Below are 12,046 nucleotides of genomic sequence, written 5' to 3'. Positions count from 1 at the left end.
ATGAACACTAAAATTCTTATGGTGTGCCTTGGAAATATTTGTCGCTCGCCACTCGCCGAAGGCATTTTAAAAACCAAAGTCAACACCAACAAAGTTTTTATAGACTCCGCAGGTACTGATGACTATCACGTAGGTCAAAAACCTGACGAACGCTCTATAAAAATTGCTAAAGAACACCATATAGATATCACTGACCAACGATGCAGACAATTTAAAGTTTCAGATTTTGACCGATTTGATCTCATTTATGTGATGGATAATTCAAATTACGAAGACGTCTTGAGTTTGGCAAGAAACGATAACGACCGCAACAAAGTTCATCTGATATTAAATGAAGTTTTGCCTGGTGAAAACTGCGACGTTCCAGATCCTTACACTGGTGGCATTGATGGTTTTAAACGGGTTTATGAAATGCTTGATCAGGCTTGTGATAAGATTGCTGAGAAGTTAGGTAAGTGATATTACAAACCATATTTGTTCGAGTCTCAACCTGATAGTCTTTCCAATAAGCATTATAAAAATCTAACCTAAAAAATCAACTGGAAATGATCTGATGAAATCAAGACATTATACTTATTTGCAGATTAAAAACACCAAAAACTGACCAAAATCAAGTTCGGGCGTTAACTTTAAATTAAAATCACAACTTTAAAGTCCACTTCAATTAGATTTTTTAAATTTGCACTGTTTCAACTTAATCTAAATAAAAATGATGAGCATTGCCGATTTAAAAAGCGGACAAAAGGCAACCATTACTGATATTTCTTCTGAGACTATTCCTTTAAAACTTCTCGAAATGGGCTGTTTGCCAGGTAATGCAGTTGAAGTAATCAAAATTGCTAAAATAAAAGATCCTTTATATCTTAATATCAACGATACTTTTTTAGCCATCAGACTTGAAACGGCAAGAGATATTTTAGTAAAACTCATAGAAGAATAATCATGAGGCAAATCAATGTAGCACTTGTCGGCAATCCTAACACAGGGAAAACCTCTGTCTTTAACAACTTAACAGGATTAAATCAAAAAGTTGGTAACTATCCTGGCATAACGGTTGAAAAAAAAGAAGGCGTCGCTAAGCTCAATCGGGTTCTAAAAGCCCATATCATTGATTTACCTGGTACTTACAGTCTAAACGCTTCTTCTTTAGACGAAAATATAGTCATTGAGCTTTTGCTTAACAAAAATGATAAAGACTATCCCGACGTTGTTGTAGTTGTCAGTGATGTTGAAAACTTGAAACGTAATCTATTACTTTTCACTCAGATTAAAGACCTTGGAATTCCTACAATTTTAGCCATCAATATGGCTGATAGAATGGAACGAAAAGGTATTAGCCTTGATGTTCCAAAGCTTGAAAAACAACTCAAAACCAAAATTGCACTGATTAGTGCAAGAAAAAAAACGGGTTTTGACAAACTTAAAACTCTCATTACAAATTATAAACAACTTTCTACAGAAGCCTGTTGCAACGCATCGAGAGTGGATACCGAATATTTTGGTAATCTCAAAAAAACATTCCCGAATCAAAACACTTATAAGCTTTGGTTAGTCATTACTCAAGATGTCAATTTTGGCAATTTAGATCGCAATCAGATCAAAAACAAAGCCAAAAGTTTTGAACCCAAAAGCGATTCTGAACTCAAGCGTTTACAGCAAAAAGAAATTATTGCCCGATATACTTTCATCAACGACACTTTAAAATCAACGATGACCAAAGACATCAATATGGCAAAAGGTTTAAGGGCGAGTTTAGACCGATTGTTGATGCATCGCATCTGGGGTTATCTTATTTTTGCAGTGATTTTGCTTTTAATTTTTCAAGTGATTTATGATTGGGTCGCCTATCCGATGGATTTTATCGATGAAAGTTTTGCACATTTCAGTGAATGGACAAGAAACACACTACCTGAAGGGCAGTTCACAAAACTTATTGCCGAAGGTATTATACCAGGAATTGGTGGTATTGTGATTTTTATCCCACAAATCGCATTTTTGTTTTTCTTTATTAGCATTCTTGAAGAAAGTGGCTATATGAGTCGTGTCGTATTTCTCACTGATAAAATTATGAAGAAATTTGGGTTGAGTGGAAAAAGCATTGTGCCTTTAGTTTCAGGAACGGCTTGTGCTATTCCCGCCGTGATGGCGTCTAGAAACATCGAAAATTGGAAAGAACGACTCATCACCATTTTAGTCATCCCGTTCACGACTTGTTCTGCCAGATTGCCTGTTTATTTAATCATTATCGCCTTAGTTATTCCAGATAAAAGCTTTCTTGGGGTAAATTACCAAGGTTTAGTTTTGCTGTTGCTGTATTTTATAGGATTTGGCATGGCAGTGTTTTCAGCATGGCTTTTGCACAAAGTGATGAAAACTTCACATAAAACTTATTTTGTAGTTGAAATGCCAAACTACAAAATGCCTATTGCTAAAAATGTATTGATTACGGTTCTTGACAAAACCAAATCATTTGTATTTGGTGCTGGAAAAATTATTTTGGCTATTTCTATTATTTTATGGGTTTTAGCAAGTTATGGGCCTAATGAAAAATTTAAAAACGCAGAAAACATCGTCAAAACCGAAGTTAAAACTGAAAATTTAGTTTTAACACCTGAAGAATTAGATACCAAAATTTCATCCTATAAATTAAGACATTCCTATATTGGTTATATGGGCAAAGGCATTGAACCTGTAGTTCAACCCTTGGGTTATGACTGGAAAATCGGGATAGCTGTTATCAGCTCTTTTGCAAGACGAGAAGTTTTTGTAGGAACACTCGCCACCATCTATAGTGTTGGTAATGAAAATGAAGAAACCATCAAAAAACGAATGTCTAAAGAAGTAAATCCTGTGTTTGGTGGTAAACTATTTAACTTGGCAAGCGGTATTAGTTTATTACTGTTTTACGCTTTTGCAATGCAATGCATGAGCACACTTGCCGTAGTCAGACGCGAAACCAATACTTGGAAATGGCCTATCTTACAACTTGTTTTTATGACAAGTTTTGCTTATATTGTGTCTTTAATTGCTTATCAAATCTTAAAATAAATTATGTCAATACAAGAAATACTCGTTTGGATAACATTTATAACTGCCGTTGGCTTTTTAATTAAAAAATTTTTCTTCAAGAAAAAAACAAAAAAAGCTTGTGGTCAAAGTGATTGTGGGTGCTAAAAACTAAACGACTTGAAATTCAACCGAATCAAAATCATCAATACTTGCACTAAGTCTATCACCTTTTTCAATTACAGTCATCGGACCTAAAGCACCCGACAAAATAATTTCACCTGCTTGTAATGGTTGATGGTGTTTTTGCATAGTTTGAGCCAACCATAAAACAGCCTTGAGCGGATTGCCCATACAAGCTTGACCATTTCCTTCAGAAACGATGTTGCTATTTTTAAACATTTTCATTTCACAATTGACCATATCAATTTTAGACCATTCAATTTTTTTTGAACCTAAAACAAAATGACTTGCCGAAGCATTATCAGCTATGGTATCAGTGATTTTGATGTTCCAATTTTTAATACGGCTACCTACAATTTCAATAGCTACAACAGCATAATCAATGGCATTTTTGACATCGATTAGTGTTATATTTTCAACATCTAAATTGTGTTTTAAAACAAACGCCCATTCGGCTTCGGCTTTGGGTTGCATTAAGTTTTCAGAAGATAGTTTAGCGTGATTTTTAATTTGCATTTCATCGGTTAAAACGCCAAAGTCGGGTTCGTCAACACCGAGTTGTTTTTGCACAGCAAAGGAAGTTAAACCAATTTTTTTACCTACTGATTTAGCTCCTTCGGCTAATTTTTTTTGAGTAACAAGTTGCTGAATTTGATAAGCGACATCAATATCTCTTTCGTTAGGGAATGCTGTTCTAATGGGTTGTATTGGTTTGTTTTGAATTTCAGCTGTATAAAGTTGTTCAGCTATTTTCTCCAATGGATTCATATTTTAAGTTTAAGCATTTCAGTATGAGTATAAAATCTTTGTGCCTTGGTGTCTTTTCGTGATTTATAAAAATTACAAATCTTTCTCCCGCATTTCGTCTAGCTTTTTTTTATCAAGCACATAATCTTTGATATCTTTGCCTTTCCAACGGTGATATAGAAATAGAGGCATAAAAATAAAAGAGGTAAATAGCACAGAAAGTCCAATAATTTTATCGCCTATTTCAGGATTGGTTTCCACAATTTTAATATAAAATCCCGTGCCGAAACCACCGAGCATAATGACAAAACAAATCCATATTATTATTTTCATGATTGTTTATTTTTTTGAATTCACTTCATATTTTAAACTGTCAGCTCAATAAGTTTTTCTCTGTAAGCTGTTAAAAGTTTTGATTTTGATATAAATCCAATATAACGATTGTTTTGGATAACTGGCAAATTCCAAGCCTGAGTTTTTTGAAATTTTTGAATTGCTTTTCTTACATTATCAGTATCTATATCAATAAAATCAGGAGGTTGATGCATAAAATATTTAACCTTTAGGTTGTTTTGAGAATCTTCATCAAACATAAATTCTCTGATGTCATCTAAGGTAATTACACCCACAAGTTTGTTTTCTTGATCTAAAACAGGAAAAAGATTTCTATGAGATTTTGAAACCGCTTTAAGCAACATTTCTTTAAAGGTCATTTCGGGGTTGACCGCTATAAAATGAGTTTCAATTAGTGATTTTAGATTTAATAACATCAAAACTGTTTGATCTTTGTTGTGGGTAATCAACTGATTATTTTTTTTGAGTTGACGAGTATAAATATTGTGATCGACATATTTTTTTGAAATCCAAAAAGAAATTGATACCGTCAGCATTAACGGAATGATGATTCCATAGCCACCTGTAATTTCAGCAATTAAAAAAATAGCTGTAAGTGGTGCTTGAAGTATGCCAGCCAACAAGCCTGCCATACCTAACATTGCAAAATTACTAACGGGTAAATAAACATCAAATAAATTTAGAAATTTGGTGTAAAAATTACCTGCTAAAACGCCTAAAAACAATGTTGGTGCAAAAATACCACCAACTCCGCCACCGTTTAAAGTTAGAGATGTTGCAATAGGTTTAACAAGAATTAAGAAAAGGATAAAGACTAAAAAAATCCAAGAGTTATCAAAATATTGAAATAAAATAAAATCATCTTTAAATTCTATCGTATTGTTTTGAATGAGTTGGTTCATAAATTCAAAGCCTTCTCCGTAAATAGGATATGCTATAAAAACCAAAACACCAACACCAACACCAGCTATCACTGCTTTTTTATATTCATTTTTAATTATTTTTAGTCTTTCTTCTATAAAAACATAGGATTTTGTAAAATACAAAGACAATATTCCTGTCAAAATTCCAAAGGCAATAAAGTATAAAATATTGTTTATATTAAAATTGTCAAGATTATGAAAGTCTAAAATATATTGCTCTCCTAGAAATAATATTCTTGTAAAAACAGCAGAAATTGAAGCAAAAAGTAGAGGAAGTAAAGATGCTAAAGTAAGATCTAAACTAAAAACTTCAATAGCAAATAGAATAGCGGCAATTGGAGCTTTAAAAATTGCGGAAAGCGAAGTTGCAAGACCACAGACTAAAATTAGTTTTCTGGTTTTAGCTTTAAGTCTAAAAAAACTTGACACATTTGAAGCTATTGAAGCTCCCGTTGCTACTGATGGTCCTTCTAAACCTACAGAACCTCCAAAACTAACTGTGATTGGTGCGGTAATGATAGAACTAAATATATTTTGAACTTTCATTCTTCCATCGTGCTTTGATAAAGAAGCTAAAGCCATAGGAATACCGTGACCGACTTTTGATTTTAAAATATATTTTGAAATTAAGACAACTAATAAAAATCCGATGACTGGTGTGAAAAAATAAAACTCCCTAAAGTAAATGCTGATAAATTCATTTTTAAACAACAAACTCAATACATAAGTAACGTTTTTGATAACTACAGCTCCTAATCCAGCCAAAAGTCCTATAAAAGCACTAAGAATATATAAAAACGTTTCGTCGCTGATGTTTTTATATCTCCAAATTAAAAAATTCTTGACTATTTTATTTTTTTGTGGCATTTAATAATTTTAATTTCTGCCTAAGAAAATCAGAAAATAAATTGCAAAGTTACTTTTAATTTATATAGAAGCAACCTCTTGGTAAAAGCATTTTTAAATAAACTTCATTAACTTTTTAATTGCTTTGAGGTGTTTTATTCCTTTAAGGTGTTTTGTGTTTTTATTAGAAAGCAACAATAAATGTCAATAAGAATTTTCATGACTTCTTAATGGTTGGCATTTATTTTTGAACCATTAAGAAATGAAGGTCATTAAGGAAGTCAGTAAGTCTTAATCTGTCTTAACTTCTTAATGGTTAGATTTTTTAGTTCAAACTCTGATTGATATTGTGGATATAGTCTAAAATATCATCTTTACCTGTTTTATCTTTGGATGATGACAAAAAAATGGGCATCAATTCTTCCCAATATTCCATTAATACAGATTTGTAGTGTAAAATGTTTTTGTCTAAGGCTTGAGGTTTTAACTTATCGGTTTTAGTGAAAATAATCGAAAACGCAATAGCATTGGCACCAAGCCATTGCATAAATTCAAGGTCAATGTTTTGCGGTTCGTGACGAGAATCAATTAATACAAAGGCATTGACGAGTTGTTTTCGTTTTTTGAAATAATCAGTGATAAATTTTTGAAAGACTTTTTTTTCTTTTTTACTGACTTTAGCATAACCATAACCAGGTAAATCAACCAAATGCCAAGTATCATTGATCAGAAAATGATTTATCAATCGGGTTTTACCAGGTTTTCCTGAGACTTTGGCTAAGTTTTTTTTACCCGTTAACATATTGATGAGTGAAGATTTACCAACATTACTTCGCCCTATAAAAGCGTATTCGGGCAATTGAGAGTTGGGGCAATCTTCAACTTTAGAATTACTGATAACAAATCTGGATTGGGTGATATCCATAATTTATAATTCACGTTTCTGTAACCAACTGTGCAAAATACTATTAAATTGCTCGGGATGTTCCATCATTGCAAGATGACCGCATTTATCTATCCAAAACAAATCTGAGTTGGGGAGTTTTTCGTGAAATTCTTCTGCAACATTTGGTGGTGTAACATTATCTTGTTTTCCCCAAATTATACATGTTGGTTGATGTATATTGGGTAAATCTTTAGACATATTATGTCTTATAGCACTTTTGGCTATAGCCAATGTTCTGATGAGTTTACTTCTGTCATTTACGACTTTATAAACGTCGTCAACGATTTCTTTGGTAGCAATTTTAGGATCGTAAAAAACATTTTCTGCTTTCTTTTTGATATAATTATAATTACTACGTTTGGGATAACTCTCGCCCATAGCACTTTCGTAAAGTCCAGAGTCGCCAGTAATGATAAGTGCTTTTGCAGATTCTGGATATAATTTTGTTGTTAATAATCCGATATGACCACCGAGAGAGTTGCCTAACAAAATGACATCTTTGTATTGTTTGTAGTCTATAAATTCTTTGATGTAGGTAGAAATATTTTTGATATTGGTTTTTAAAATCGGCAAAGTGTAAATGGGTAATTCTGGGATGACGACTTTGTAACCTTGTTTTGGAAAAAAGTCAACGACGCCATCAAAGTTGCTGAGACCACCCATTAAACCATGTAGAATAATTATGGGTGTTCCTTCACCTATTTCAATAAATTTAAATTTTCCATCGTGTTCTAATTTGTATTCCATCAAATGTATTTGTTTCTAGTATTCAAATATAATTAACTTTTTTAATTCGTGGTAGATGTATAATAAAAATGGTGAATTGAAAGCCGTACTTAGCTTATGGATTCCCAAAAAATATTGAATAAAAATATATATATATTCGGACAAGATATGTGGCAAATCCCGTCTAATACGAGAATTTAGCGAATAGACCATATAAAGCTAAAATAATTCATTAAATTTTATCTATAATTTTGCTGATTCGTGCTGTGATTTCTTCAATGCTACCGACACCATCTACGCCATAATATTTGTTAGCTTTTTGGTAATAGGTTTTTAAAATAGCAGTTTCGTCATAATAGACTTTGATGCGTTTTCTGATGACATCTTCGTTGGCGTCGTCGGGTCTGCCTGAGGTTTTGCCACGTTCGAGTAAACGCTCAATCAAAACTTTGTTATCGACTTCTAAGGCAATCATAGCGTTGATTTGAGTTGATTTTTGGGTCATCAATTGGTCGAGGCTTTGGGCTTGGGCTTCTGTGCGTGGAAAACCGTCAAAGAGAAAGCCATTACACGGTAAATGTTTGTCCACTTCAGCATTGAGCATTTTGATAGTAACTTTGTCTGGAACTAATTTGCCTTTGTCGGTATATGATTGGGCGAGTTGACCTAAGTCGGTTTTGTTTTTGATGTGGTATCTAAACATATCACCCGTTGAGAGGTGAATGAGGTTATACTTGTCTTTTAGAATGTCGGCTTGTGTGCCTTTGCCAGCTCCTGGTGGACCAAATAAAACAATGTTTGTCATAATTTATGAAGTTTTGAGTTGATAGATATCTGGTAAATTTCGACCTAAACCGTTGTAATCTAATCCATAACCTACAATAAACTTATCTGGTATTTTGAAACCAATATAGTCTATAGAATAGGGCTTTTTGTAGGCATCAGGTTTGTAAAACAGACTTGCAATGCTATATGATTTAAGATTTTTGGTCTTGAGGTTTTGGATGATGTATTCAATAGAATTGCCTGTATCGACAATATCTTCTACAATAATGATATCTTGGTTGTCGAGCTGTTCAGCTTCTAAATAGGTGCTGATATTGCCAGTGGAACGTGTGCCACGATATGAAGATAGACGCATAAAGCATATACGACATTCGCCTTGGTAATGCTTGATTAAATCTGAAGCAAACATAAATGCTCCATTTAAAATGATTAAGAACGTTGGGGTTTTGCCTTTGTAATCTTTTTGTATGGATTTAGCCAACTCTTCAACACGTTTGTTTATATCGTCTTGTGTGATAAAAAGTTCAAATTGTAAGTTTTGGATGGTCATAATTCAGCAAAAAACAAAGATAAGTAAAGTCTCGTAATGCGAAGTTATATGGGCTTTGATTTTCGATTAATTTAAATCAAAATAAATAAGCATTGGCAAAAAGCTTTTTTTGAGTTAATGTTGAAGTAGTAATTTTACAGATGATTTTGGGTCAAGCAAAAAAGTTGGGAGATTAAAAATTTACCTTACTCCACAAACTTTTTGCTTGATTCCACTTGATTTTGGTAATGCATAATTCGGATTTGATATACTGAAAATCAATATATTAAACGATTAAAATCACATAATATTAAAATATGATTTCCGAGGCTAAAATCCATACATATTTGGTGGCAGAGTGGTTCTTCAAAACAGAATCACACCAATGCCACCAAATTGATTACAGCATCTTAATTTCACCTGTTTTTAAAGAATAGACTCCTCCTACAATTTTTATTTGACCCGAATCTTCAAGGTCTTTTAAAATAGGACTTTCTTTTCTAATACGTTCAATATTGAGCATCACATTTTTTTCTACTACGGCTTGAACGTATTCAGCGTTTTTAGAGTTGCGTTCTCCTTTGGTTTTTGTCTGTTCAATTGCGGGTTCAATGTTTTTTAACATAGCGGTAATATGCCCTAATTTAACATGATCACAAGCTGAACTTACGGCTCCGCATTTTTCGTGACCAAGTACAAAAACCAATTTGCTTCCAGCTACTTTACAAGCAAACTCCATACTGCCAAGAATATCAATGTTGACAAAATTGCCAGCTACACGAGACACAAAAATATCGCCAATACTTTGATCAAACACGGTCTCTACAGGCACACGACTGTCCACACAAGATAAGACGATGGCTTTGGGATATTGACCATCAGAGGTGCTTGTTTTTAACAAGTTATAATCGCGATGCTCTAAGTTGTTTTTTACAAATCGCTGATTGCCTTCTAGTAAATCTTTGAGCACACTTTCTGGTGTCATAGATACTTGTTCTTGTTTAGAAATGATTTTATCCATAATGTTTATTTTATTTATCTGTTAATGCAATTTTATCAAAATACTCTTTAAAACTATCTGGGTTTTTAACTTCTCCTTTTTTATGAATCAATTTTATATCAATATTTCTGTTTTTGGCTTTAAAGGCGTAATCGTCCAGAATTTCTAAAATATCATAATCTAAAAACTTTGTTTTTCGTATATCGATTTCTACAAAAGAATCATTTTCAATATTTTTTAATTCTCTCATAATTGCCCCTTTATTGAAAAAAGTAACTTCTTCGGCTAAAGTCATATTGATGTGTTTTTTATTGCCATTTTGTCCTTTTATGTGTAAAAAGTGTGAGTTTTTATAGCTGTTGTAAAGCACTGTTAAAAGTCCAGAACCCAAGCCTAAACCAATACCAATCAATAAATCAGTGAATACAATTCCTAAGACAGTGATAATAAAAGGTAAAAACTGAGATTTGCCGAGAAAATACATCTGTTTAAATAAACTTGGCTTAGCTAACTTATAGCCAACAACAAATAAAACAGCAGCCAAAACACCAAGCGGAATAAGGTTGAGCAACTTAGGAATAACGATGATTGAAATCAACAATAAAAAACCGTGAACAATTGCAGATAACTTAGTTTTGTTTCCTGATGTGACATTAGCTGTACTTCTTACAATTACTTGTGTAATTGGTAATCCACCAATAAGACCAGAGAGTATATTGCCCGTACCTTGAGCAAACAGTTCTCTATTGGTTGGTGTTATGCGTTTTTCTGGGTCAAGTTTATCAGTTGCTTCAACACTAAGCAAAGTTTCTAAACTGGCTACAATGGCAATGGTAATTCCCGTAATCCAAACGTTTGGATTAGTAATCACTGAAAAATTAGGAAATGTAAACTGACCTATAAAGTCAGATGTATTTTCTGGTACTGGAACATTCACAAGGTTGTGTGTTGAAATAGCTAAAACCGAACCTTCTGGTATTAAAACATAATATAAAACCCCGACAATAACTGCTACGACTGGTCCTGGGAAAATTTTAAAAAATTTAGATCTTTTTTCAAGAACATTAGACCATAAAATGATAATACCAAGACTGATAAAGGTAATAAAAATTACTCCTATAGAAATATTATCTAATAGGGTTTGAAAGTATTCTGCAAAAGCCACGTGATCATCTGTGACATATTCTGAAAACTCTACATTATCGCTCAAGCCAAGTGCAAATGGAATTTGCTTAATAAAAATAATAATTCCTATACCAGCCAACATACCTTTAATCACTGAAGTTGGAAAATAATAACCTATAACTCCTGCTTTGGCTATACCCAACAATATCTGAATAGCACCGCCAATAATTACTGCTACAAGAAAGTTCTCAAAACTGCCAAGACTAGCAATAGCACTCAGCACAATAACTGCCAATCCAGCTGCTGGTCCACTTACACCAACCTGTGAGCCACTTAGCGACCCAACTACTATGCCACCAATGATACCAGCAATTAATCCAGAAAATAAAGGTGCGCCAGATGCTAATGCTATTCCTAAACATAATGGCAGAGCTACAAAAAAAACAACGACACTTGCAGGAAGGTCTTTTTTTAAATATTTAAACATAAAATAAGATTTAATGCCCTTTCAGGCAGGATAAAAAATGAAATTAAAAAGAAATGAAATGCTTTTAAAGTCTATGCTAAAGCATCAGGTGGTGGTGAAGGAATTCGGATATGGTTAGACTTTATTGCAAATTGATAGTTGTCAAAAACTAAAGCATCTTTAGTTTCATGCACACTTAAAGCTTCAAAGTCTTGTTTATTGATATCAAAATCAAAAAAAGAACTTACAGGGTTTTCAGATCTTTCCTCTTCTGCAAGGTTGTAAACTATGCTTACATCTGCATTTTCATCTATAAGCTTAACAACAGTAGGTGTTGCCAAAAAAGCTATAAATAAAAATAACAAATATGTAGCATAAATTCTTTTCATGTTTCAAAGATATAATAATT

13 protein-coding genes are annotated in these 12,046 nt (G+C 33.0%); 3 read left to right on the top strand and 10 right to left on the bottom strand.

The annotated features are described in order from the left end of the window. From IGB25_RS12530 to feoB, 3 genes are all read left to right on the top strand, one after another. Entirely contained in the window at positions 1-459 is a 459-nt protein-coding gene (locus IGB25_RS12530; RefSeq protein ID WP_211065288.1) for a low molecular weight protein-tyrosine-phosphatase, read from the top strand. 250 nt (positions 460-709) lie between these two features. Continuing rightward, positions 710-940, top strand: a complete 231-nt coding sequence (locus tag IGB25_RS12525; RefSeq protein WP_247653519.1) for a FeoA family protein — start codon at positions 710-712, stop codon at positions 938-940. Further along, positions 940-3,048 carry a ferrous iron transport protein B gene (gene feoB / locus IGB25_RS12520; protein WP_211066922.1) on the top strand — a complete coding sequence of 703 codons (2,109 nt, stop codon included), beginning with the start codon at positions 940-942 and terminating at the stop codon, positions 3,046-3,048. Before IGB25_RS12525 ends, feoB begins: the two co-directional genes overlap by 1 nt. A gap of 129 nt (positions 3,049-3,177) precedes the next feature. Here feoB and IGB25_RS12515 read toward each other — a convergent pair whose 3' ends face one another. The 10 genes from IGB25_RS12515 to IGB25_RS12470 all read right to left on the bottom strand — a co-directional run bounded on the left by IGB25_RS12515 (position 3,178) and on the right by IGB25_RS12470 (position 12,026). Continuing rightward, a complete protein-coding gene (locus IGB25_RS12515) occupies positions 3,178-3,957 on the bottom strand; it encodes a 2-keto-4-pentenoate hydratase (protein ID WP_211065287.1) in 780 nt (259 codons plus the stop codon). A gap of 72 nt (positions 3,958-4,029) precedes the next feature. After that, positions 4,030-4,269 carry a hypothetical protein gene (locus tag IGB25_RS12510; RefSeq protein ID WP_211065286.1) on the bottom strand — a complete coding sequence of 80 codons (240 nt, stop codon included), beginning with the start codon at positions 4,267-4,269 and terminating at the stop codon, positions 4,030-4,032. Between the two features lie 32 nt (positions 4,270-4,301). Then, positions 4,302-6,080, bottom strand: coding sequence for a chloride channel protein (locus tag IGB25_RS12505; protein WP_211065285.1), 1,779 nt, complete (start codon positions 6,078-6,080; stop codon positions 4,302-4,304). A 304-nt stretch (positions 6,081-6,384) separates the two neighbouring features. Continuing rightward, on the bottom strand, positions 6,385-6,984 hold the full coding sequence (gene yihA, locus IGB25_RS12500; RefSeq protein WP_211065284.1) for a ribosome biogenesis GTP-binding protein YihA/YsxC: 600 nt from the start codon (positions 6,982-6,984) through the stop codon (positions 6,385-6,387). A gap of 3 nt (positions 6,985-6,987) precedes the next feature. Next, complete coding sequence (locus IGB25_RS12495) at positions 6,988-7,752, bottom strand: alpha/beta fold hydrolase (RefSeq protein WP_211065283.1); 765 nt, start codon at positions 7,750-7,752, stop codon at positions 6,988-6,990. A 211-nt stretch (positions 7,753-7,963) separates the two neighbouring features. Next, entirely contained in the window at positions 7,964-8,536 is a 573-nt protein-coding gene (locus tag IGB25_RS15280; RefSeq protein WP_211065282.1) for an adenylate kinase, read from the bottom strand. 3 nt (positions 8,537-8,539) lie between these two features. Then, positions 8,540-9,067 carry a hypoxanthine phosphoribosyltransferase gene (hpt, locus tag IGB25_RS15275; protein ID WP_211065281.1) on the bottom strand — a complete coding sequence of 176 codons (528 nt, stop codon included), beginning with the start codon at positions 9,065-9,067 and terminating at the stop codon, positions 8,540-8,542. A 379-nt stretch (positions 9,068-9,446) separates the two neighbouring features. Continuing rightward, positions 9,447-10,067, bottom strand: a complete 621-nt coding sequence (locus IGB25_RS12480; protein WP_371815910.1) for a carbonic anhydrase family protein — start codon at positions 10,065-10,067, stop codon at positions 9,447-9,449. Positions 10,068-10,077: 10 nt separating this feature from the next. Beyond that, positions 10,078-11,658, bottom strand: a complete 1,581-nt coding sequence (locus tag IGB25_RS12475) for a SulP family inorganic anion transporter (RefSeq protein ID WP_211065280.1) — start codon at positions 11,656-11,658, stop codon at positions 10,078-10,080. Positions 11,659-11,729: 71 nt separating this feature from the next. After that, positions 11,730-12,026 carry a hypothetical protein gene (locus IGB25_RS12470; RefSeq protein WP_211065279.1) on the bottom strand — a complete coding sequence of 99 codons (297 nt, stop codon included), beginning with the start codon at positions 12,024-12,026 and terminating at the stop codon, positions 11,730-11,732. Positions 12,027-12,046: the final 20 nt, after the last annotated feature.

The organism is Flavobacterium sp. CS20, from assembly GCF_018080005.1.
GTDB lineage: Bacteria > Bacteroidota > Bacteroidia > Flavobacteriales > Flavobacteriaceae > Psychroflexus.
This window is presented reverse-complemented; position numbering and strand designations above follow the sequence as displayed.